This window comes from Gilvimarinus sp. DA14, assembly GCF_024204685.1.
Classification (GTDB): domain Bacteria; phylum Pseudomonadota; class Gammaproteobacteria; order Pseudomonadales; family Cellvibrionaceae; genus Gilvimarinus.
Window position 1 is genome coordinate 2,913,378 of record NZ_CP100350.1, and the last position, 20,880, is coordinate 2,934,257.

The window sequence follows — 20,880 nt, forward strand, 5'->3', positions numbered from 1 at the left end:
TATCGCTATTGTGTGAGCTGTTCGCGGTGATAGCCGCCGCAAGTAAAAACACAATTGGGGGTCGGTATGTCGGTGTTGCAGAAAAGTCCAAAACAATTGGCGGTAGATTTTCAAAAATACTTTACCGGTATGTTGGACGAGTCGTCCATGAGGCGCACAGTTCAGACCCTGGAAAACACTACCGAGAACCGCTTGCGTACCGCCACGCCCTATGACGCCGAGGGTTCCTTAAGCAGCTTGATCTACTATGTCAAAGCCAGCTGTAACGTCGAGGGCGGACGGGCATTTAGCGGTCGGGTTTGGGGGCAGGGGTTGCCCACAGGTGGTGCCCTTGTCGGCGACATATTTCTCGCAGATGGCTGCTCAATTGACGATCTGTACTGCCGCACCTGTGAGTTTACCTACACAGCGACGCCTAGCTACACGGCGTTTTACTTTTTTGACTTTAACGAAATGTTATTGGGTCATTTTCAGGCCGGTGCCATATCCAGCGTTTTCTCGGTGGGTAAGGGTGACGGCGTATGGCGTTGAGGTTGCGAAGACTTGAGCGCAATAAGGGGGCTAAGCCCCCTTTCTCTTTTTTGCTTGCTTGAATTACTGCCCCCAAGCCCTTTCGAACATCTGGCAGCCGTCAAACAGGTAGGTGTGACCCTTGCGACAGGTGAAGAGTAAGGTGCGCCCGCCGCTGATAGCAATGTGAATCTTGCGACCTCTCGCGGTTAAGTGTGCCGCTTGTAGCGGGCCAATTTTCTTATCTTCAAAAGAAACCCAGCGTACTCGGTCGGATTCGTCGTAGGTTTTTACGCTAATGCTGGAACTTGTTTGATTAAACAGAGTGACCGCACTTAATTCAGTGCGTTGTAACAGTGGTAGTCCTTTTACAATAAGTTGAACGTCCTTGCTCAGAGCTTTCGTGCCGAAATCTATGAGCTGGTACATACACTTCCCCGCAGGAGTCAAAACTGCAGTGTATGTATTTGCCATCTGTTGGCGATTACATGCCATTACATCGGTTGAGCTTTATTTACTGTACTCTTGCCGGATCGCGAGAATGTCCGCTTCCAGCGTAATAAACAAATTTGCCAGCGCGGGATCGAAGTGATGGCCGGCCTGATCGGCGATCAGGGCGAATGCATCGGCTGTAGGCCAGGCGGGTTTGTAGGGCCGTTTGGAGGTAAGAGCATCGAAGACATCGGCAATTGCTACTATTCGTGCCTCGAGAGAGATTTGCTCGCCACGGAGGCCTTTGGGATAGCCTGAGCCATCCCACTTTTCATGGTGCTCGAGTGCCAGAGTATGTGCGAGCTTTATGAGGGGCGATTGCGAGCCGCGCAGAATATTGGCTCCGATTTGCGCGTGCGCCTTCATATGCTCAAATTCCTCGGTGGTTAGACGCCCGGGTTTGAGTAAGATTGCATCGGGGATACCAATTTTTCCCACATCGTGCATGGGGGCTGCTTGGCGGATTAACTCGGCGTGCGCTTCGTTTAAGCCCGCTGCCAAAGCCAGCAGTTTGCTGTAATGGCTCATGCGCAATATATGCTCGCCTGTGTCTTCATCCTTATACTCGGCCGCACTACCGAGGCGTTGTACTAAATCGATATGCGCCTGCTGTAAAAGTTCTGCCTGTACCAATGACAGGTGATTTTTTACACGCGCGCGCACCAGTGCAGGGGTGATGGGTTTGGTAATGTAGTCTACGGCTCCCACTTCGAAGCCATTGTATTCATCGTCGTGATCGTTCATGGCGGTCACGAAAATAACGGGAATAGCGCGGGTGGCCGGGTCTTCCTTGAGTGCCTGGCAGACTTCAATACCACTCATGCCGGGCATCATTACATCGAGCAGAATAAGTTTGGGCGGCTCTTGTGCTACCAGCTCTAATGCTGCCGGCCCTGATTTGGCGAAGGCTAAGCGATAATCCTCAGCCAGCACTCGCTGCATCACCTTTAAATTTACCGGTTCATCATCCACCACTAAAATACGCGGTTTTTCACTTGGGCTAATCATCTTGGGCTTCGCTTTTTGTGGGGCAGTCCAGCTCTTGCAGCAGCTCGTTTATACGGGTGATGGCCAGAGAAAAATTAAAATCATCCAGCGCCTGGACGATGGCTTCTACCTTACTGTCCGTCAGAGCAGAGGCCAAGCGGTTCAGCTCGGTCAGGCTCGCCTCATCTATTTCGGCCGCCATTGCGCTGGCTCTAAGCCGTGCCAGCAGTGCTGCTAATTGTTCCGGGTTTACATCTATGTGCTCTTCTAGGTCTGCCATTGCCTGGTGCTGCGCGTCGAGCAAGGCAGTAACGGTTTTCAGCTCGCGAGTAATTGCGGCAAATACCGGTTGCGTCTGTGCGCCCGCTTGTTCCAGATCGCCCAGTAGTCGGGCTAGTTGCATCAACCCCAGGTTGCCGGCTAAACCTTTACAGGTGTGTACCAGTCGGCGGTGCTGTTCGAGTTTCGCATCGTAGCTATCTTGGCATTGGCTAAGCTCGGCAGCTTGGTGGCGTAAAAAGTGTTTTATTTCTTTGATTTGTTGATTTCGGTTGCCCCACAGCAATGCGCCGTGGGCAAAGTCGATATGCTCGGCGGACAGGGAAGCGGAGGGCGCGCGGTGTTGGCTGTGGGGGTGCTGTAGTACTCTCGCTATTTCAGCGTAAAGTTGAACCGGATTGAGCGGCTTGTTAGCGAAGCCATTCATACCAGCATCTTCCGCCGCTTGTTTGTCTTGGCTTAACACGCTGGCGGTCAAAGCGATAATCGGTGTGGCGCGGCGTTGTTGTTGCGCCTCCAGTGCGCGAATTCTTTGGCTCGCCACTATGCCATCGCACAGCGGCATATGAATATCCATTAAAATGATATCCACCGCTTCACGCTCATAGACTTGCAGCGCCTCCAGCCCGTTGCCGGCACTGATGACCTGGTGCCCGTTGCGGGATAATAGTAACGCCAGCAGCTCAAGGTTTTGCTCTATGTCGTCCACGATTAATACTTTTAGCGGCGCAAGTTGTGTCGGCTCAGAGCGAGATGCGGATTTTTGGTTAGCGTCAGTTTTCTCAAGTGGTAAGTGAAAGCAGAATCGACTGCCTCGGCCCGGCTCACTGGTTGCGCTAATCTCTCCGCCCATTAGTTCGACCAGTTGTTTGCTGATGGTTGTTCCCAGGCCGGTGCCACCGTAGCGACGAGTCGTGGTGTCATCGGCTTGTTCGAAGGGTTTAAAAATTTTCGCTAGTTGGTTCTCGGCAATGCCTATGCCCGAGTCAATGACTTCAAACACAATGCCCAGGCCTGATTCGTATTTGACGGCAACGCTGACTTCGCCGTCGTCAGTAAATTTTATCGCGTTACCGATTAAATTATTGAGCACCTGACGAATTCGATCAGCATCGCCGAGGTATTGCGGATGCAGATCATCGGCCAAACGTAGATTGAGTTCTATGCCTTTTTGTTTTGCCAGCAGCCAAAACGTAGAGATAATTTCGTCGAGCAGTGCGTGTAGGGAGAAGGGTTCTCGGTGAATGAGCAGCTTTCCCTTTTCTAACTTGGCGGAGTCGAGAATGTCATTGAGTAGATGCATCAGTGAGCGCGCCGAGCTGTTAATGATGGCCAGGTGCTTGCGCTGCTCCGCCTGCAGCGGCTCGTCCAGTAAGATGTCGCTGAAGCCGAGAATGGCATTCATGGGAGTGCGGATTTCATGGCTCATATTGGCCAAAAAAGCCTGTTTAGATTGCGCCGCCTGTTCGGCGGATTGTTTTGCCTGTTTTAATTGCTCTTCATAGTTATGGCGCTCGGTAATGTCGGTGAGTACTCCGTCAATCCACTTGGCTTGGCCGTCATGGTCGAAACTAAAGCTGCCTTGATCCAGTACCCAAATGGTTTGCCCATTGCGGTGACGAATACGGTATTCGGTCGAATAGGCAGTGCGTTGAGACAGCGCCAGGTTGACGCTCTTGTCGACAATAGCCTGGTCTCTGGAGTCGATAAGGTCACCCAAATCTACTCGTCGCTGAAGAAAATCGTCCTGCGGGTAACCGGTGAGCTCCTGAATGCTGGGACTGGCAAAAAGCATTGGCCACTGTTGACTGATTTCACAGCGAAACGCCACGCCGGGCAAATTGTTAACCAGCGAGCGATATTGCTGTTCTTTTTCCAGCAGACTTTCCTGCAGCGCTTTTTGGGCGCTTAGATCGGTAATAAACGCGACGTACAAGGTTGCCTGGCCTTTTTGTCGCACCTCGCCAACGCCTAAGCGAATTGGTAATGTATGGCCGTTTTTATGTCGCGCCATAACCTCGACATTGCGGCCGCTAAACTGGCTAAAGTCTACCTCTTGGTCGTCGATGTGGCACAGGCCGACATCGTTTTTATCGCCATGTGTCAGCAGGTTAAGGCTTTGGCCTGCCAGCTCGTCGGCAGTAAAGCCGAGAATCTTTTCTGCTGCCTGGTTAGCGCTCAGCATCTGGCCCTTTTCATTTAGGGTGATAATGCCATCCACGGCGGTGGATAAAATCGCCCGCAGGCGTGACTCGCTGTTCGACTTTTCCGTTAGCATTAAACGGTAGCGCACCAGGCCATTGATTATTGCCGCCAACAACGTGAGAAAGACCGTCGCACAAGCGACGCTCACTGCAATAAATGATAAGTCTGAGCTGATGGCTGGCAACTGCGTTTGCGCGACGCTGCTGCCCACAAAGCGGGTGGCAACCATGCCCATATAGTGCATGCCCGATACCGCAAGACCGAGTATGAGGGCACAGATAAGGCGGCTTTGTTGAATACTGAGGGAGGGAATATAGGTGCCGAGATAAAAACGCGCACACAGGCCGATAAACGACAGTCCTACCGCGACCAGGATAGACAGTGCAAATTGCAGCGGGTCGTAGCGCAGTAATGGCGCCAGCTCCATGGCCGCCATGCCGCTGTAGTGCATGGTGCCTATGCCAGCACCTAAAAGCACTGAGCCCAGCGCGACATTGTGAAAATCAACACTGCGAGAGAGGAGAAAAATCGCGTAGAGGCAGGAGAAAAAAGCCGGTAAAAACGATAGAAATGTAATGCCCGGATCGTAGTTGATCTCAGTGCAGAGGGAAAAGGCCAGCATGCCGATAAAGTGCATACTCCAGATGCCCCCCGACATGATCAGCGCCGAGGTGACTTTGGCAAGCTGGCGATAGCTGCGCAGCGGGGTTTGCTTCGCTAGGTCCAGCAGGTAAACGGTAAAATAACTGGCGAAAATGGCAATGCAAATCGACAGGGCGACCAAGCGGTAGTTGTATACGCCGCTGAGTATCAGGCTCGGATCATGATCGGTAAAGAAAAAGTCTGACAGCACAGAGAACCTCTGGGCGGCACTGGGCCTGCTGGGTGGTTCAGGATAGTTTCGAGTGTAGTCTAAAACGCCTTTGTAGAATAGTGCGCCATTCCCCAGCGGTAGATAACAGGAGGTTAAAGGATGCTGCTTGCGGGTTTAGATATGGGGCTGGTTGTGGTTCTGACGGTGCTGGCTGGCCAACTACTTGATTGATGGGGCCAGAAGCGTGCGCCGGAGGCTGGGCGTTTCTCAGGTGGTTATTGGGGCGCTGGAGACAGGCTTCGGCAGATCGACCCCCGAGCTTGCGGTCAATGTTAAATCGGCTCTGGCGGGTGACACGGATTTGGCGCTGGGTAACCTGTTGGGCAGTAACCTCATTAAAATAGGGGGTGTCGCCTGTTTGGTGGCAGCTCACAAACGCAACACCGATATGGTAATAGGTAATGTGTTGGGCTCAAATTTGTTCAACATCTTTTTTGTACTTGCGATAACTTCTATGATTGCGCCGGTATCGGTAGATGGCAGTATGAACCGGGTAATTCTCGCCAATCTGGCGCTGGCACTCGCGCTTGGGTTCCGGCTTGGTTTCGCGCAGGAAAGCCTCTGGGGCGCGGCGCCGGTGCTTTGCTGCTGGCCGGCTACGGTGCGTATCTGGCGGTATCTTTACTGTGATTAGTGATTAAAAGAGGTACAAAATGAAAAATTGGTTAATGGTCGCGGCGCTGGCCGTTGGTGTCACTGCGTGTTCGAAGCACGACCCACTGCACGACTCTATGGAGGATATGGGCGGTGCCTTTAAAGCGATACGCGAGAGTCAAACCGACGAGGCCCTGTTGAGTGAATGGCAACACTTTAAAGACGCTTTGGCGGTAGCCAAGGCTCAGACAGTGGCGCCTGAGGATCAAGCCAAATTTGATGAGGGCATACAAAAGCTAGAACAGCTGAGCGCTCAGGTTGATACTGCTCTGGCGGCAGGTGATATGGCAGGGGCGAAAGCGCTGCTTAAGCAAATGGGTGAGGCGCGCAAAAAGTATCACGACGCCCTTGGGGTCGATTAAACGTCTCCGCTCGGCTCACGCCGCTTGCACCGCGTGAGCCTTAAACTGGGCGTACACCTCTAATTCTTCTGCCAGGCCCAGACTCTGCACCGCGCCCGGCGTTACCAGGGCGTATAACGTCTGGCCGTTGCAGTTTAGCCTCAGCAGCACGCTGCCGGCCGTGATCTGACGAAGCTCGGTAATGACTCCCTTGATGGTATTGGCGATACTCGAAGGTCCAGGCGCCTGCCGCGCCACGGATACATCGTGGGCGTCGATACGAACCCGGCGGGTGTAGCTGGACAGAGGCCCGGTTTCAAGGGTGATGGCTCCGCTGCGGACGCGGCCGTGTGCCGGCGCCGTGTCCAGCTCCCAGAGCGCGGCCGCCAGCTCGGGGTTATGGGTCACATGGGCCCGGTGGGCCTCGGCTAAAGGTACAACACGGCGCGACTGCCAGTGGTAAATGGCGTCGCAACAGGTGGCAAAATCGCGCTGACGGTGGCTGACCATCAGCGCCGCCAATTGCCGCTCGCGGGCCCAGTGGCGGGCCGCCTGCAAAACATTAATTGCCGAGCTTTCGTCCAGCGCCGATACCGGTTCATCCAGTAGCAGCAGCTCCTTGGCGCAAATTAATGCACTGAGTAAGGCCACACGCTGGCGCTCGCCGCCGGACAAAGTGTCGCTGCCGCGCGCCAGTAAATCCTGAACACCCAGCGGCTCGACCAGGGGCTGCCAGTCTACCTGGTGCAGTTGCCCCAGTGATTGCAATTGAGTTGCTACGCTCTGACCAGGCCAGAGTAATCCCCCCTGGGCGGCCCAGCCAATTCCTCTGCGCTTTGGCGGTCGCTCCATCAGGTTATCGCCGGCTCTGTTTAACTTGATCTGCTCTCCCGCAGTGAGCTGCACTAATAATTGGGTTTTGCCACAGCCCGAAGGGCCGCTAATGCCCAGCCATTGCCCGGCGCTCCAGCTAAATTGATGCGCTGCGCTGTTAAGCTGCCACATAGCGCCCCCGCCTGTGGCGCTGCCAGCCATATAAGAGAACCAGCAGCAAAAACGAGGCACCCAGCAGGCTCGCTGCGATGGTATGGGCGGCTTCAAAGTTGAGAGTCTCTACCTCGTCAAACAGCAAAATAGACAGCACCTGGGTTTCGCCCGGGATATTGCCGCCTATCATCAGGACTACGCCAAATTCCCCTAAAGTATGGGCAAAGCCGAGTACGGCGGCGGTGACAAAAGCGTGGCCACTCACGGGCAGTACCAGCCGCTGCAGCAATTGCCGTTTCCCCAGCCCCTGGCTGCGCCCGAGCTGCAATAGGCGCGGGTCTATTTGGGCAAAGCTGGCGCTGAGCGGCTGCACCACAAAAGGCAGAGAGTACAGGACCGAGCCGATCACCAGTCCGGTAAACGTAAACGCCAGCCCGGTCTCGGTAAATTGGCCAATCAACCCCGAGGGCGAAAATAAAATCAGCAGGTAAAACCCCAGCACCGTGGGCGGTAGAATTAAAGGCAGCGCCACCGCTGCCTCGGTAAGTGTGCGCAGGTGGCGCGACTTGCCCTGCGCCACCCACCAGGCCAGTGGTGTGCACAGCAGCAACAAAAGTATGCTGCTAATGAGCGCTAATTTACAGGTGACCCAGAGGGCGGCTAACACTGTTTTATTCTGCCTTTAAATAACCGTGTTCAAGAATAAGTTGTTGTGCCGCGGGCGATTGCATAAATGCTACAAAGGATTCGGCCTGGGCGGTTGTTTGTAACTGTACTAAAGCCTGCTTAAGAGTAATGGCATTGGGCAAGGGGTACCAGTTAAGTTGTGGTGCCAGGGTGGCAAAGCTGGCCGCTACCAGGGCGCAGTCGGTATTGCCCGTCACCACGTGCTGCAGGGCGCCGGCAACCGAGCCCGCCTGCAGGCGTTGGGCGCTCAACTGGCCGCCGTATTGCGTAAGCCACTGCTGCGCCGCCATGCCATAGGGCGCCGTGCGCGTGTTGGCGAGAGCCAGACGTCGGGCCTGAGCCAGTGCCTGAGCTGCATTCGCCGCGCTGTGTTTACAGGCCAGAATAAGTTGGCCGCGAGCGTAGGTTACAGGCTTGGCCCCCAGCCCCAGGCTGTGTATTTTATCCGCAAAGCTTTCATCCGCCGAGAGAAAAACCGCGAAAGGCGCACCGTGTATTATTTGCTGGGTGAGGGCGCCGGAGGGGCCGCTGGAGATAACCCAATCAGTCTCGTGCTGTTGTGCCCACAGTTTTTCCAGGGCCTCAAGAGTGGGCTTAAAATTGCTTGCCACGGCAATTTTAAGTGGCTCGGCGGCGAGCTTGCCGCTCAGAGAAAATATTAATATCAGACCGATAAAAGCGCGCATAACTGGCTCGCGGGGTTAGCTTGTGCTGCAGAGCAATAAAACAAAAGCGCCCGCAGGCGCTTAATTCAGGAGTCGATTGTGCCACAAGCGGGCTCAGGCCGCATGATGAGCACCGGCTTTGCTGTTGTTAGGTTTATCGCGCTTGCTATTAATTGGCTCGACTTTCTTTTGTTTTTCATACAAAAAGCGCAGCACCGCACTGCGGTAGTGGTTGTAATCAGCGTTGTCGGCCAGTGCCAGGCGATCGCGAGGCCTGGGCAAGTCCACCTCGAGTATTTCACCGATGCTGGCAGCGGGGCCGTTGCTCATCATGACAATGCGGTCGGATAGCAGTACCGCTTCGTCAACATCGTGAGTAATCATAATAACTGTGTTACCCAGATCGGCCTGAATATCCATCAGTGAGTCTTGTAGGTGTGCCCGGGTCAGTGCATCCAGCGCGCCAAAGGGCTCATCCATTAATAGTACTTGCGGCTCCATTGCTAGAGCGCGGGCGATACCGACGCGCTGTTTCATACCGCCGGAGATCTCGTCCGGTTTTTTATGCATGGCGTGTCCCATCTGTACCAGCTGGAGGTTGTGCTCGATCCAGTCGCGCATCTCAGAGCGGCTTTTCTGCCGGCCAAATACGCGTTTAACGGCCAGCTCTACATTTTGATAGGCGCTGAGCCAGGGCAGCAAAGAATGGTTTTGAAATACCACCGCGCGCTCTGGGCCTGGCTCATCCACTTCGCGGCCGTTGAGAATCACACCGCCGGTGGTGGCTTTGTACAGGCCCGCGACAATATTCAGTACCGTCGATTTACCGCAGCCGGAGTGGCCAATCAGTGAAACAAATTCGCCCTCCTTAATTTTCAAATTAACATCCTGCAAGGCGCAAAATGGCCCCTTGGGGGTGGGAAAGCTGATGCCGACTTGCGACAGTTCAAGGTGTGTCTTGTGCATAAGAATTCTCCTGTTAGCGAACCACGGCGGTTTTGTCCCAATTAACCCAGCTTTGTAGCAAGAGCAGGGCGCGATCCAGCAAAAAGCCGATAAAGCCAATCATTAATACCGCCACGCAAATACGACCCAGTGAGTTGGATGAACCATTTTGAAATTCGTCCCAGACAAATTTACCTAGCCCCGGGTTTTGTGCCAGCATTTCGGCGGCAATCAGAACCATCCAGGCAATACCTAAGGACAGGCGCAGGCCGGTAAACATCATCGGAATAGCGGAGGGCAAAACGATGGTTTTAACATGGGTAAACCAACCCAGGCGCAACACCCGGCTGACGTTTTGTAAATCCTGATTCAGACTGGCGACGCCCACGGCGGTGTTGATCATGGTGGGCCACAGGCAGCAGAGGGTGACGGTTACCACCGAGGTGATAAAGCTCTTCGCCAGCATCGGATCATCGGTAACGTAAACGGCGCTCACGACCATAGTGACCAAGGGCAACCAGGCCAGGGGTGATACGGGTTTAAAAATCTGGATAATCGGATTAAGTGCCCGGTACACGGTGTTGCTAAGGCCAATGCAAATACCCAGAGGAATCGCAATGGCTGTGGCCAGCAGAAAACCGGTCATGACGGTGACCAGACTGGTAATAATCTGGTCGAAAAAAGTGGGCCGACGGTTAAAGTCACGCCAGCGCACTTCGGCGTTGGGATCAGCGGCTAACTTCTTTTCATTGCGCGCTTGTTGGCGCTCGTAAAATGCCGCTTCGCGTTCGTTTTCGGCGCGGTGTTCTGACAGCAAATTGTTCCACTGTTCATGAACTTCGGCGGGACCGGGAAACTGTCCCAGCGAGGTGTCGACCTGCTTGGCTCCCAAATGCCAGAGTCCGAGAAATAACAAAAGCCCCACCAAAGGTATTAATACGGCTTTGCCCAGTGCTTGCACTTCGGCCTTGCCAAAACGCAGGCTCTGCCACTTTTGTTTTACGGCGATTGCGGAATTCATAACCTGCTCCTCGCGAAATAAAAAACAGCGCTTTAGCCCGTGGCCAAAGCGCCAAGGGGTTACTACTTACAAAGTGTCTTTGGATTTCAAACCGATGGTCAGCTTTTCCAGGTACTCGTTGGGTTTGCTGCCGTCGTAGCTAATGCCATCGATAAACTCAGGCTGCGGGCCTTTAAAGCCAGTTTCGCTGGCGAAGTCAGGAAACTCAGTCGCCTCGGCTTCACCGTCTTCGATCAGGGCCTTGGCCGCTTCGGCATAGATGTCCGGGCGGTACACTTTCTTGGCGGTATCGAAGTACCACTGATCGTCCTTGTGCTCTGAAATTTGGCCCCAGCGACGCATTTGCGTGAGGTACCAAATAGCATCCGAATAGAAAGGGTAGGTGGCGTGATAGCGGAAGAATACATTGAAGTCAGGTACTTCACGCTTATCGCCTTTTTCGTATTCAAAGGTGCCGGTCATAGAGTTGGCAATCACTTCATAATCAGCGCCAACGTAATAAGGCTTGGAGAGAATCTCTACCGCTTCAGGGCGATTGGCGTTGTTGTTGGCGTCTAACCATTTGGCGGCGCGAATCAGTGCTTTGGTTAAGCGCACCGTAGTATTGGGATACTGCTCGGCAAACTCTTGAGTAATGCCGAATACTTTTTCAGGATTGTTTTTCCAGATTTCATAGTCGGTAATAACCGGCACACCAATGCCTTTAAATACGGCCTGTTGATTCCAGGGCTCGCCCACGCAGTAACCGTAAATAGTGCCCGCCTCAAGGGTTGAAGGCATTTGCGGCGGTGGGGTAACGCTCAGCAGGGCATCGGCCTGCAGTTGGCCCGAGGTGTCACCCTTATGGGGGGCGTAATAGCCTGGGTGAATGCCGCCGGCGGCAAGCCAATAGCGCAGCTCATAATTGTGTGTGGATACGGGAAATACCATGCCCATATTGAATGGTTTACCCTGTTTTTTGTATTCCTCAACCACCGGCTTTAACGCATCAGCCTTGATCGGGTGTACGGGTTTGCCGTCGGAGTTTTCGGGAATGTGTTTTTTCATCTGTTGCCAGATGTCATTGGAAACGGTAATGCCGTTACCGTTCAGGTCCATGGAAAAGGGGGTAATAATATGCGCTTCGGTGCCATAGCCGATGGTGGCCGCCAGTGGTTGCCCTGCCAGCATATGCGCGCCGTCCAGCTCGCCGGTAATGACTCGGTCCAGCAGGACCTTCCAGTTGGCTTGGGCCTCAAGCTCGACAAATAGACCTTCGTCTTCGAAGTAACCTTTTTCCAGCGCAATGGCCAGTGGTGCCATGTCAGTGAGCTTAATAAACCCAAATTTAAGATCTTCTTTTTCCGGCTCGCCTACTGCCAGGGTGTGTACGCTGACGCACATGACTATGGCCGTTAATGCTAATTTTTTTACTGGCTTAAGCCAGCTTGTTATTCCCGTTTGTTTGTTCTTGTCGATCATTGTGTTCTCCCATTCCCCAAGATTGAAATGATTGATGGACGAGTCGTTGCTCGTTAATAGCCTGTATTTCAAAGCCTGTGCCAACAACTGGGCTCGCCAAACTTGTGCGTTTTTGTTGGCTTTTTTTTATGGCTTATCAGGCGTTTAAAAAACTTTGCACTGTGAAAGCGCTGAAAATATTTTTCGATGCATAAAACGGCGCTAAAGTTGTGCGTGATAGGCGAAATAAAAATGTCAGTAAAGAGTGCGATAAAAGCGCGAAGTGGTGCATCACAGTGCAGCTGTAGTGTGGATTGCTATACTCAAAAGATGGGCAATGGCACTAAAAGGCTCGGTATGAATCTTCTTTCGCTGCGGTTTTTCCTGTTATTGGGGCTGGCGTGCGTCAGTCTTGGTTGTGCCAATCAGGCTCTTGTTGGGTTATTGGCAAAACCCGATCCGCAGCTGGTTGAAGTGGCAAAATTGCAGCCCGAGGACACACAAACGCAAGTTCGCTACCCGCCCACAGCGGTAATGGCGCTAACACAGCAAATGCAGGCCTATGCTGAACAGGCTGTGGCGGGGTTAAAAGGCGACGATCGTAAAGTCAAAGCTCTTCATCATGCGTTAATAGCCCCACCGGCTGCCGGCGGCCTGGGGATTTCCTATCAGCCCCTGGCCACCCTGACGGCTGCCCAAGTATTCGCCCGGCGCGAGGCGAACTGCCTTAGCTTCTCGCTGTTGTTTGTCGCTATGGCGAGGTACGTAGGTTTGGCCGCCAGCCTCAACGATGTGCAGGTGCCGCCAACTTGGGCGATGAACAATGAGCGGGTGCAGTTTATGCGGCATGTAAATGTTAAAGTAGACCTGCGTTTTAGCACCGACGATATAGTGGTCGACCTGGACATGCGGAACTATCGTCCCTATTACCCGCAGACATTGATTCGTGACGAGACGGCCATCGCGCAGTACTACAACAACCTGGCTATGACAATGGAGCCGGGCGATACGGCGTCGCCGCGCAAGTTGGCGCTAATGCGTTTGGCCATTTCGCTGGCGGATGAGCAGAGCTATTTGTGGAATAATCTGGCGACGCTGTACTGGCGAATGGGGCTGCCCCGCACGGCTGAGGCGCTGTATTTACAGGCAGCGCACATTAACCCGGAAGATTTAACCGTAGTCTGGAATTTGAGTGAGTTCTATCGTTCGCAGCACCGCTATGAACTGGCCGAGGCTCTGCTGCAAGTGGTAGAAAATTACCGCGACAGTAACCCCTATTACCAATACCGGTTGGCCGGGGTGTATTTCTCTGAGGCGAACTACGAACAGGCGGCCCGGCGGATTGAAGCGGCAATTGATAAACAGCCAGAAGAGACACGCTTTTATCGTCTGGCGGCAGATATCTATGAGCAGATGGGACTGACCCGCAAACAACGGCAGGCTCAACAACAGTTTTGACTCTGGGGTAGCTGTTTTGAACTGTGCAGCAGGGGGGAACTCGCCGGGGGTTTAAGGCTCTAAACTCGCCCCTATATATCGGCTGTATTTAAAGTGTTTGGCAGTATGCGCTGCTGCGCACTCAGTGATGACTTTTTATGACAACATTAGCGGTTAGGTCTTTTACCCTTGGCCTCGGGTTATGGTTGGCCAGCGGGGCTCTGTGGGCGCCAGCGGAAAATTTATCCGATGAGCAGGCGGGCTTAACCGATTATGCCGCCACCCCCGAGCTATGTCACCGGGCGCTGCGCAACAGTCGCGCTCAGCTGTACGACGATGACTACGCCATGCCTGCAGCCGTCAGTTTGCTGAGCTGGAACATCTACAAGGCGCAGCGCGAAAACTTATTGCCCGATCTGACGGCGTTGAGCAGCGATGTGGATATCCTGCTGTTGCAGGAGGCGCTGTTAAGCGAGCGGCTATCGCGCCTTAAGCCCTACTGGCGCTTTGCCCCGGGTTACAGCACCGACGAAGCGCAAACCGGTGTCATGACTCTAAGCGCCTGGCCCGCCAGTGTGCACTGTCGTTTTGAGCACACCGAGCCCTGGTTGAGAACGCCTAAAGCCACCAGTATTGTCGAGTATGTGCTGGCCGACGGACGCCGCCTGTTGGCCGTTAATATTCACGCCATTAATTTCGAGCTGGGTACCAGCGCCTATCAGCAGCAATTGCAGGACGCGCTCGAAATAGTCGCAGCCCACGAGGGGCCGGTGATTCTGGCGGGAGACCTCAACAGTTGGAGCGACAGCCGTCGCGAGCTGCTTAATCACTTGTTCGAGCCGGTGGGCTTAACGCCTGCGGTATTTGCCGAGGATAACCGCACCCAGGCCTTCGGTATGGCGCTGGATCACGTCTGGACGCGCGGTGTGTCCATCAGCGCCGCCGAGGTGCCCGTGTACCAAAGCTCAGATCACAACCCACTGCTGGTGAGCATGGAGTTTAATCAAAGGAGCGATCATGTTGCGCAAGATTAGTGTGTATTTTTTCAGTTTATTTATCAGTATTGCCGCCTGCGCCGCGAGCGATGAAGAAGAGATCCAGTATTTGATCGACTTTGTTGCCGAAAGTGGGGTGACCTTTATTCGCAATGGCAGTGAGCACTCGGCTCGAGAAGCGGCGGAGCATTTGCAAATGAAATATAACCGCGCCAGCCGCTATGCCAAAGACGCGGAGGGTTTTATCGATAACCTCGCCAGTAAAAGCTCTATTACTCGCCGCCCTTACCAGGTCGTATTGGCGGATGGCACCATGCTCAATGCCAGCGATTGGCTGTACAGTGCGCTGCGCCAATACCGCGCGCAAGCCGATAGCGAGGCGGCGCCCTGACGCCATAGCCAGCCGAAATCTTAGTTACTTGTCATGCCTGTATAGCCTATGAGTCCGCGCGCAGAGCAGCATCTGCTCGATGCCATTGATCGAGGGATAGCGCAGTATTTTGCCCAGCGGCGCGACGCCATTCCCCTCTTTGTGTGTCAGCATTTTCGCTACCCGGGTGCCTGGAGCACCAATCGCCGGGCGCTGGGGTGGGATTTGTTGCGCGCGCCGCTCAATTTGCTCTGGGCGCCGTTTTACCTCCTTAGTCAGCTTCTTGCCTGGCTGTTGCACCAAGCGGGACTTAACTCCGTCGCGCGTTTGCTGCGTAAAATGCCGAGCGGTCTGCAGACCCAGGTGCAGGCGTATTTGATGGCGCAAACACAACGTCAGCTGCTGGGACTGGGTGATGGGGCCAGCCCGCTGCGCGATGCTATCGCCCAAACAATAGTCGCCGATGAAAATCTGGGCCGGTTGAGCACAGAACAGGAGCAGCACCTGCACAAGGCGCTGGTAGATGCCCTGTCGCAATACGCCTTGACCCGAACCGCTACAGCTGACATCGGCAACACCCTGGTAGCGACTATTGCCGGCGCCTTTACCCTGCAAAAGTTTACCCCCGGCGGTTTAGCCATAGGTGCGGTATTGGCGGGGGTGGTCGCCAATCGGTTGGCGGTGGCGGATTTTTTTCTCGGCCCCTGGCTTGGCAGCTGGTATTACGCGTTGTTTCCCGCCGAGCCTGAGACGGCCTTGTTGGTGTTATCCACCGCCAGTGTCATGGCGTTGTTTGCGGTCTTTGCCTGTTTTTCAGGGTTGATTTCTGACCCGCTACAGGCGCTGTTGGGAATACATCAAAGGCGCTTGGAGAAAATGCTTTACAGTCTGGAGCGGGATATGCGCAGTCGCACCACAGGCGGCTTTCGCCCCAAAGACGCCTACCTTGCCCGTATTATGGATATTGTCGATGCCGCGCGTATGGGGCTGCGCTGACAGATAATACAGTTCGGCCCTGCTCAGTCTTCGCGCTGCTGTCCTAGTTCGCTTGGCTGCTGGTCATTTTCAACTGGCGCTGGCAACTCCTCAGGCTTTTCCCGCACGTTAATCTCGCGCATAAAAATGCCCCAAAAAGCGATAAACAAAGCGGCGATTAGCGGGCCAATCACAAAGCCGTTAATACCAAACAGCGCCATACCGCCCAGGGTGGAAAGCAGTACCAGATAGTCCGGCAGTTTGGTGTCGCGGCCCACCAGTATGGGGCGTAGCAAATTGTCCACCAGGCCAATGACGCCGCCGCCAAAGGCGACCAACACCAGCCCCTGAATGTAGGAGCCGGTCGCCAGCAGATAAATGGCTACCGGGCCCCAAATAATGGCCGCGCCAACAGCGGGCAACAGCGACGCAAACGCCATTACCACCGCCCACAACAGCGCGGCGGGAATGCCCAGAATCCAAAAAATAACACCGCCCAGAGCGCCCTGTACCATGGCGACCACCAAATTGCCTTTTACTGTGGCGCGGGTCACTTCGGCGAACTTGGCGAACAGCAGGCGCTCGCGAGTGTCGCCCATGGGTAGGGCGCGAATCATCAGCTCTTTTAGCCAGCTGCCATCGCGCAGGAAAAAGAAGGTCAGATACAGCATGAGGCAGAAGTCGAGCACAAATTTAAAGGCGTTGGAGCCGATATTAAAGGTGTACTGGGCGATAAATTTGCCACTGTTCATGGCAAAGTTCATGGTCTGCTTTTTTAAATCGTCAAAGTTAACGCCAAAGCGCTCCAGGGTTTGTTGCAGCAGCGGAAAATTGTTTTGAAACTGCTCGATATATTTGCCGAGATTTAACTCACCGGACTCGATGCGCTGGTAGAGCTCAGCCGCTTGAGCAACCACTGAACTGACCAGAAAAATGACCGGGAGGATGACGATAAGCAGGCACATCATCAGGGTAATCAGCGCCTGGATATTGGGCCTGTGTTGCAAGGATTTAAGAAACCGTGTCTGCGCCGGGTAAAAAATAATGGCCAGCGCGCAGGCCCAGAATACCGGGCCAAAAAAGGGCTTTAAAATCCATAAAAAGGCCGCCGACACCAACAGCAAGAGGCCGAGGAAAGATCGGGTTTCGAGTTTTTCTTGCAAGTCGTGCATGGTGTGGAGTGCTTTTGCTGGTGCGCCCAAGAGGCGGGGAATATGTGTTGTTAACAGGCCGTCGCCTTGCGACGGCCGGTGGGTTAGGCAGATTGAGTTGGTTGTGCCAAGAGCACAATCAGGATAATCCAACCGATCACCGGAATAAGCCCTACCAAAACCCACCAGGGCGATCGGCCGGAGTCGCGCATGCGCCGCACCGCCGCCGACAACGAGGGGATAAACAGCACCAGGGCGTAAAGCGTGCTTAGAATGGACAACCCGATAATGCCTGCGACTACACCGACTGCCAGGGCAATTAAGAAATTGATTAAAAAGAACATCCAGTACTGGGTGCGATTCCAGCGCCCGTCAAAATCCGCAAACTGTTTAAACGCTTGAACGTAGTATTCCATGTTAACTCCCTTTTTCTGACTCTTATGTCTGGTTCGCTCATTCTTACCTAAGTGCTCAGCCTTGTCGATAGGAGCGTGGCGCGAATGGTGCGTTGATCGGTGGATGAGTGTGTGGCGCGGCGGTGACAGTTTGATGAACGCTGGACAAGCGAGGCGGACAGAGGCTCTGCCCGCCAGCAAGGGCTTTTACCAGCCGAGTTCCGGTGCCTGATAGTACTGTATACCCAAGGCGTCCAGCTGTGGGCGCAGCTTGCTAAGGCGATCGGTAAACTGCTGGTAATCGCGCTGCGACGCCTGGCTCCAGCCCAGCTCAGCGGAGACTGCCAAGCGCGGCCAGAGGCGGTTGTCGGCTGCGGCGTCGGTGTGGACTAGTTCGGACCACATGGCCGACTCAACCCCAACGGCGGCGCCAAACGCGTTAGTGTCCAGACTGTAGGCGCGTTCTAAGGGGACACCCTCTTTGCGGCACCAGTCGTAGGTTTGCGGCTGACCGGCATAGTTGCCGTGATCAAAATAGCTGTAACTGCAGGGCGAGAGAATTAACTGATGGCCGCGATCTAGCGCCGGTTGAATATCGTATTCGTCGTTCCACAGCTGAAGAAGTACGTCGGGATCATTGTCGGCGACCGAACCCTCTTCCCAGGCGATGGCGGTGCGCCCCAGTTCATCCACAATTTGCGTGGCGCGGGCAATAAACTCGGGGTAGAGCGGGTCTTTAATTTCATCGCCGCCAATGTGGATATATTCCGAGGGGAACAGCTCTACTATCTCGCTCAGCACGTCTTCTACCCAGGGGTATATTACCTCTGGCTTGGTCAAGCACAGCTTGCTAAAGCCCACTTCCAAACCCGAGTAAGTAGACAGGTTGGTTACGTCATCGCAGGCCAGTTCATTGTATGAGGCCAGCGCCGCCTGGGTGTGGCCGGGCAGATCAATCTCTGGCACCAGGGTTACCTGGCGCGCTTGGGCATAGGCGACCAGATCGCTCATTTCAGCCTGAGTGTAAAAGCCTGAGCGCCCGCCCTCTACCGCGCTGGCACCTCCCACTTGGGTGAGCTTGGGGTATTTGTTAATGGCAATGCGCCAGCCCTGGTCGTCACTTAAATGCAGGTGCAAGCGGTTGAGTTTAAAACGAGCCATACGATCAATGTGTGACTTTAAATAGTCGGTGGGTAAAAAGCTGCGCGCGACGTCCAGCATATTGCCGCGCCAGGCAAAGGCTGGCACATCGGTAATAGCGACCATCGGTAAGGTGTACTCGGCTTGCACTTCGGTGGGCAGCAACTGGCGCAGAGTCTGCACGCCATAAAACAGGCCGGCATCTGTGTTGGCGCTGATGCTAATCTGCGAGTCGATCAGCAGGCGATAGCCTTCATCGCCAAGCTCAGGCTCTTGCACTCGGATTAATTCTATTTGGCTCGGGGCGGTGTCGCTGTCAGTGATGTCCAGCTGTGCCAGCAGGCGCTGTAGCGCGGGTAGTGAGGTTTCGCTGCCGTCGGCGGCTTCTATATGAACGCGATTGGTAAGGGTGAACTGGCCGCCGGCGACTTCTACTGAACTTGGGTAGGGGACCAGCGCCAATTGCTCGCTTGGCTTGGCAGCTTGGCTCGGCTCGCGCGAGCTTTGGGGGTCTGATTGGGTACTGCCACAGCCCGCGAGAGTGCAGGTGATGGCTAAAGCCAGAAGAATTCTCATTGTCTGCTCCAAAGTCTTAGATGACGGGCATTTAGCTTGCACAGTGGCTCTGGGCGCGCTGTATATCGGGCAACAGTGCTTCGCTCTGTGGCGGTTATTGTCTGTCTGTTGCTCTGGCTCAGGGGGAAATTAGTCGAACATTATCCCCGTGCGCAACCAACTTTGTGTCTCCATGCGGTATGCTTACATTTCTTAAAAAACAATAACAGAAAGTGAAAGAGCGACTCTATGGGCGAACAGACTACACCAATTAAACGATTCGTTATTGTCGGCGGTGGCACAGCGGGTTGGATTGCGGCCACCACGCTGGGGCGAATTTTCCAGCACAGCGATGTCAGCATTGAGCTGGTGGAATCTGAACAGGTGGGGGTGATTGGTGTAGGCGAGGCCACGGTGCCGCTGTTTGTGGATTTTTTGCGCCGCTCGGGTATCGACGAGGCTGATTTTATTCGCCGCACCCAGGCGACTTTTAAATGGGGAATTGAATTTGTCGACTGGCGCCGCCAGGGCGAAAGCTATTTGCACACTTTTGGCGATATTGGCCGCAGCATCGATGGCCACGATTTTTATCAAATTTGGCTCAAGGCCCGCGCCCAAGGGGACCCAACACCGCTGTTGGATCATTCCCCCGAGGCTGTGCTGGCCTCGCAAAATAAATTCTATTTACCGTTTAAAGCCGCCGGCACGCCGCTGGCCAATGTTCGCTACGCCCTGCATCTGGATGCCACCTTAGTCAGCCGCTACCTGAGCGAGTACGCGCAAAGCCTGGGGGTAAAGCGCACCGTGGGGCATGTGCAAGAGGTGCAGAAAAATGATGCTGGCTATATCCAAAGTCTGCGACTTGAAGGTGGCCAGCGTATCGAGGGCGAATTTTTTATCGACTGCTCGGGGTTTCAGGGGCTGTTAATAGAGCAGAGCTTGAACGCCGGGTACGAAAGCTGGTCACGCTACTTGCCCTGTGATCGCGCCGTGACTGTTCCCTCAGCTAAGGCTGCGGTAACGACCGCCCATACTATCGCCACCGCTCGTGCGGCCGGCTGGAGTTGGCGTATTCCCTTGCAGCAGCGCCATGGCAATGGCTATGTCTATGCCAGTAAATTTATTGGTGATGAACAGGCCGCGCGCGAATTGCTGGCCTCGCTGGATACCGAGCCTTTGGCCGAGCCGCGGGTTATTCCATTTACCTCCGGCATAAGACGTAAAGTGTGGGATAAAAATTGTCTCGCGCTGGGCTTGGCGCAGGGCTTTCTGGAGCCGTTGGAATCGACAGCGATTCACTTGGTGTCAAAGTCTTTAGCGCACTTTATTCGCTTTTTTCCCGGCACTGACTGTAGTGAGCGTTTACAGCGCGAATTTAACCGACGCCTGTATCAGGACTACTGTGAAATCCGCGACTTTTTGGTATTGCATTACTGCACCACCGAGCGCAGTGACACGCCTTTCTGGCGTGCCTGCCAGCAAATGGAGATGCCGGATTCGCTAGCGGATAAATTGAGCCTGTTTCGCGAACAGGGTAATTTATTGCCGGGGGTAGAGGACTTTTTCCAGCCCAGTAGCTGGCAAATGGTGTTAACCGGCATGGGGGTCATGCCGGCCCACTACAACCGCACCGTAGATGCTCTGGATTATTCCGCTTTGGCCCGTTCGCTGGCCGCCGGTAAAGAGGCAATTGGCAAAGCCGCCGCCATGCAACCGAGCCACGATGAGTTTATCAACACCTACTGCAAGGCAGAGCTAAGGGAGTGACGTCCGGG

General features: G+C 54.4%; 20 protein-coding genes. 8 read left to right on the plus strand and 12 right to left on the minus strand.

The window, feature by feature from the left end:
- Positions 1-66 precede the first annotated feature (66 nt).
- Positions 67-531 carry a VapA/VapB family virulence-associated protein gene (locus tag NHM04_RS12695; protein ID WP_254264156.1) on the plus strand — a complete coding sequence of 155 codons (465 nt, stop codon included), beginning with the start codon at positions 67-69 and terminating at the stop codon, positions 529-531.
- A gap of 63 nt (positions 532-594) precedes the next feature.
- Here NHM04_RS12695 and NHM04_RS12700 read toward each other — a convergent pair whose 3' ends face one another.
- From NHM04_RS12700 to NHM04_RS12710, 3 genes are all read right to left on the minus strand, one after another.
- Positions 595-939, minus strand: a complete 345-nt coding sequence (locus NHM04_RS12700) for a hypothetical protein (RefSeq protein WP_254264157.1) — start codon at positions 937-939, stop codon at positions 595-597.
- An 81-nt stretch (positions 940-1,020) separates the two neighbouring features.
- On the minus strand, positions 1,021-2,010 hold the full coding sequence (locus NHM04_RS12705; protein ID WP_254264158.1) for a two-component system response regulator: 990 nt from the start codon (positions 2,008-2,010) through the stop codon (positions 1,021-1,023).
- Positions 2,003-5,326: an MHYT domain-containing protein gene (locus NHM04_RS12710; RefSeq protein WP_254264159.1), complete on the minus strand. Its 3,324-nt coding sequence runs from the start codon at positions 5,324-5,326 to the stop codon at positions 2,003-2,005. Before NHM04_RS12710 ends, NHM04_RS12705 begins: the two co-directional genes overlap by 8 nt.
- A 172-nt stretch (positions 5,327-5,498) precedes the next feature.
- On the opposite strand from NHM04_RS12710, the gene NHM04_RS12715 reads away from it, so the two are divergent.
- Together NHM04_RS12715 and NHM04_RS12720 are read left to right on the plus strand one after the other, a co-directional pair.
- Positions 5,499-5,981: a hypothetical protein gene (locus NHM04_RS12715; protein ID WP_256527346.1), complete on the plus strand. Its 483-nt coding sequence runs from the start codon at positions 5,499-5,501 to the stop codon at positions 5,979-5,981.
- 19 nt (positions 5,982-6,000) lie between these two features.
- Positions 6,001-6,363 carry a cytochrome b562 gene (locus tag NHM04_RS12720; protein WP_254264161.1) on the plus strand — a complete coding sequence of 121 codons (363 nt, stop codon included), beginning with the start codon at positions 6,001-6,003 and terminating at the stop codon, positions 6,361-6,363.
- 15 nt (positions 6,364-6,378) lie between these two features.
- On the opposite strand, the gene NHM04_RS12725 is transcribed toward NHM04_RS12720, so the two are convergent.
- The 6 genes from NHM04_RS12725 to NHM04_RS12750 all read right to left on the minus strand — a co-directional run bounded on the left by NHM04_RS12725 (position 6,379) and on the right by NHM04_RS12750 (position 12,108).
- Positions 6,379-7,347 (minus strand): ATP-binding cassette domain-containing protein, encoded by a 969-nt coding sequence (locus NHM04_RS12725; protein WP_254264162.1) that lies wholly within the window; start codon positions 7,345-7,347, stop codon positions 6,379-6,381.
- Positions 7,334-7,996 carry a molybdate ABC transporter permease subunit gene (gene modB, locus NHM04_RS12730; protein WP_256526566.1) on the minus strand — a complete coding sequence of 221 codons (663 nt, stop codon included), beginning with the start codon at positions 7,994-7,996 and terminating at the stop codon, positions 7,334-7,336. The genes NHM04_RS12725 and modB overlap by 14 nt, the downstream gene beginning before the upstream one ends.
- Before the next feature lie 4 nt (positions 7,997-8,000).
- A complete protein-coding gene (gene modA, locus NHM04_RS12735) occupies positions 8,001-8,702 on the minus strand; it encodes a molybdate ABC transporter substrate-binding protein (protein ID WP_254264164.1) in 702 nt (233 codons plus the stop codon).
- Positions 8,703-8,795: 93 nt separating this feature from the next.
- Complete coding sequence (locus NHM04_RS12740) at positions 8,796-9,647, minus strand: ABC transporter ATP-binding protein (RefSeq protein ID WP_254264165.1); 852 nt, start codon at positions 9,645-9,647, stop codon at positions 8,796-8,798.
- Between the two features lie 13 nt (positions 9,648-9,660).
- Positions 9,661-10,647: an ABC transporter permease gene (locus tag NHM04_RS12745; RefSeq protein WP_254264166.1), complete on the minus strand. Its 987-nt coding sequence runs from the start codon at positions 10,645-10,647 to the stop codon at positions 9,661-9,663.
- A gap of 66 nt (positions 10,648-10,713) precedes the next feature.
- Complete coding sequence (locus NHM04_RS12750; RefSeq protein ID WP_254264167.1) at positions 10,714-12,108, minus strand: CmpA/NrtA family ABC transporter substrate-binding protein; 1,395 nt, start codon at positions 12,106-12,108, stop codon at positions 10,714-10,716.
- 336 nt (positions 12,109-12,444) lie between these two features.
- Between NHM04_RS12750 and NHM04_RS12755 the strand changes: the two genes are divergently transcribed.
- From NHM04_RS12755 to NHM04_RS12770, 4 genes are all read left to right on the plus strand, one after another.
- Positions 12,445-13,545, plus strand: coding sequence for a tetratricopeptide repeat protein (locus NHM04_RS12755; protein ID WP_254264168.1), 1,101 nt, complete (start codon positions 12,445-12,447; stop codon positions 13,543-13,545).
- 137 nt (positions 13,546-13,682) lie between these two features.
- Positions 13,683-14,558: an endonuclease/exonuclease/phosphatase family protein gene (locus NHM04_RS12760; RefSeq protein WP_254264169.1), complete on the plus strand. Its 876-nt coding sequence runs from the start codon at positions 13,683-13,685 to the stop codon at positions 14,556-14,558.
- Complete coding sequence (locus NHM04_RS12765) at positions 14,542-14,910, plus strand: DUF5329 domain-containing protein (RefSeq protein WP_254264170.1); 369 nt, start codon at positions 14,542-14,544, stop codon at positions 14,908-14,910. The genes NHM04_RS12760 and NHM04_RS12765 overlap by 17 nt, the downstream gene beginning before the upstream one ends.
- A gap of 48 nt (positions 14,911-14,958) precedes the next feature.
- The gene (locus tag NHM04_RS12770; protein WP_254264171.1) at positions 14,959-15,885 is read left to right on the plus strand and encodes a DUF6635 family protein; all 927 of its coding nucleotides are present in this window, start codon (positions 14,959-14,961) and stop codon (positions 15,883-15,885) included.
- Positions 15,886-15,908: 23 nt separating this feature from the next.
- Here the strand turns inward: NHM04_RS12770 and NHM04_RS12775 are convergent, their stop codons facing one another.
- The 3 genes from NHM04_RS12775 to NHM04_RS12785 form a co-directional block, all read right to left on the minus strand.
- Complete coding sequence (locus NHM04_RS12775) at positions 15,909-17,036, minus strand: AI-2E family transporter (RefSeq protein ID WP_254264172.1); 1,128 nt, start codon at positions 17,034-17,036, stop codon at positions 15,909-15,911.
- 83 nt (positions 17,037-17,119) lie between these two features.
- Positions 17,120-17,431: a DUF805 domain-containing protein gene (locus tag NHM04_RS12780; RefSeq protein WP_254264173.1), complete on the minus strand. Its 312-nt coding sequence runs from the start codon at positions 17,429-17,431 to the stop codon at positions 17,120-17,122.
- 186 nt (positions 17,432-17,617) lie between these two features.
- The gene (locus tag NHM04_RS12785; protein WP_254264174.1) at positions 17,618-19,126 is read right to left on the minus strand and encodes a beta-N-acetylhexosaminidase; all 1,509 of its coding nucleotides are present in this window, start codon (positions 19,124-19,126) and stop codon (positions 17,618-17,620) included.
- A gap of 228 nt (positions 19,127-19,354) precedes the next feature.
- Between NHM04_RS12785 and NHM04_RS12790 the strand changes: the two genes are divergently transcribed.
- Positions 19,355-20,872: a tryptophan halogenase family protein gene (locus NHM04_RS12790; RefSeq protein WP_254264175.1), complete on the plus strand. Its 1,518-nt coding sequence runs from the start codon at positions 19,355-19,357 to the stop codon at positions 20,870-20,872.
- Positions 20,873-20,880 lie beyond the last annotated feature (8 nt).

Excerpts from the sequence above, each read along its gene's own strand:
- NHM04_RS12695 (WP_254264156.1), top strand. The coding sequence starts at position 67 with ATGTCGGTGTTGCAGAAAAGTCCAAAACAATTGGCGGTAGATTTTCAA.
- NHM04_RS12700 (WP_254264157.1), bottom strand. The coding sequence starts at position 939 with ATGTACCAGCTCATAGATTTCGGCACGAAAGCTCTGAGCAAGGACGTT.
- NHM04_RS12705 (WP_254264158.1), bottom strand. The coding sequence starts at position 2,010 with ATGATTAGCCCAAGTGAAAAACCGCGTATTTTAGTGGTGGATGATGAA.
- NHM04_RS12720 (WP_254264161.1), top strand. The coding sequence starts at position 6,001 with ATGAAAAATTGGTTAATGGTCGCGGCGCTGGCCGTTGGTGTCACTGCG.
- NHM04_RS12725 (WP_254264162.1), bottom strand. The coding sequence starts at position 7,347 with ATGTGGCAGCTTAACAGCGCAGCGCATCAATTTAGCTGGAGCGCCGGG.
- modA (WP_254264164.1), bottom strand. The coding sequence starts at position 8,702 with ATGCGCGCTTTTATCGGTCTGATATTAATATTTTCTCTGAGCGGCAAG.
- NHM04_RS12740 (WP_254264165.1), bottom strand. The coding sequence starts at position 9,647 with ATGCACAAGACACACCTTGAACTGTCGCAAGTCGGCATCAGCTTTCCC.
- NHM04_RS12745 (WP_254264166.1), bottom strand. The coding sequence starts at position 10,647 with ATGAATTCCGCAATCGCCGTAAAACAAAAGTGGCAGAGCCTGCGTTTT.
- NHM04_RS12750 (WP_254264167.1), bottom strand. The coding sequence starts at position 12,108 with ATGATCGACAAGAACAAACAAACGGGAATAACAAGCTGGCTTAAGCCA.
- NHM04_RS12755 (WP_254264168.1), top strand. The coding sequence starts at position 12,445 with ATGAATCTTCTTTCGCTGCGGTTTTTCCTGTTATTGGGGCTGGCGTGC.
- NHM04_RS12760 (WP_254264169.1), top strand. The coding sequence starts at position 13,683 with ATGACAACATTAGCGGTTAGGTCTTTTACCCTTGGCCTCGGGTTATGG.
- NHM04_RS12765 (WP_254264170.1), top strand. The coding sequence starts at position 14,542 with ATGTTGCGCAAGATTAGTGTGTATTTTTTCAGTTTATTTATCAGTATT.
- NHM04_RS12770 (WP_254264171.1), top strand. The coding sequence starts at position 14,959 with ATGAGTCCGCGCGCAGAGCAGCATCTGCTCGATGCCATTGATCGAGGG.
- NHM04_RS12775 (WP_254264172.1), bottom strand. The coding sequence starts at position 17,036 with ATGCACGACTTGCAAGAAAAACTCGAAACCCGATCTTTCCTCGGCCTC.
- NHM04_RS12780 (WP_254264173.1), bottom strand. The coding sequence starts at position 17,431 with ATGGAATACTACGTTCAAGCGTTTAAACAGTTTGCGGATTTTGACGGG.
- NHM04_RS12785 (WP_254264174.1), bottom strand. The coding sequence starts at position 19,126 with ATGAGAATTCTTCTGGCTTTAGCCATCACCTGCACTCTCGCGGGCTGT.
- NHM04_RS12790 (WP_254264175.1), top strand. The coding sequence starts at position 19,355 with ATGGGCGAACAGACTACACCAATTAAACGATTCGTTATTGTCGGCGGT.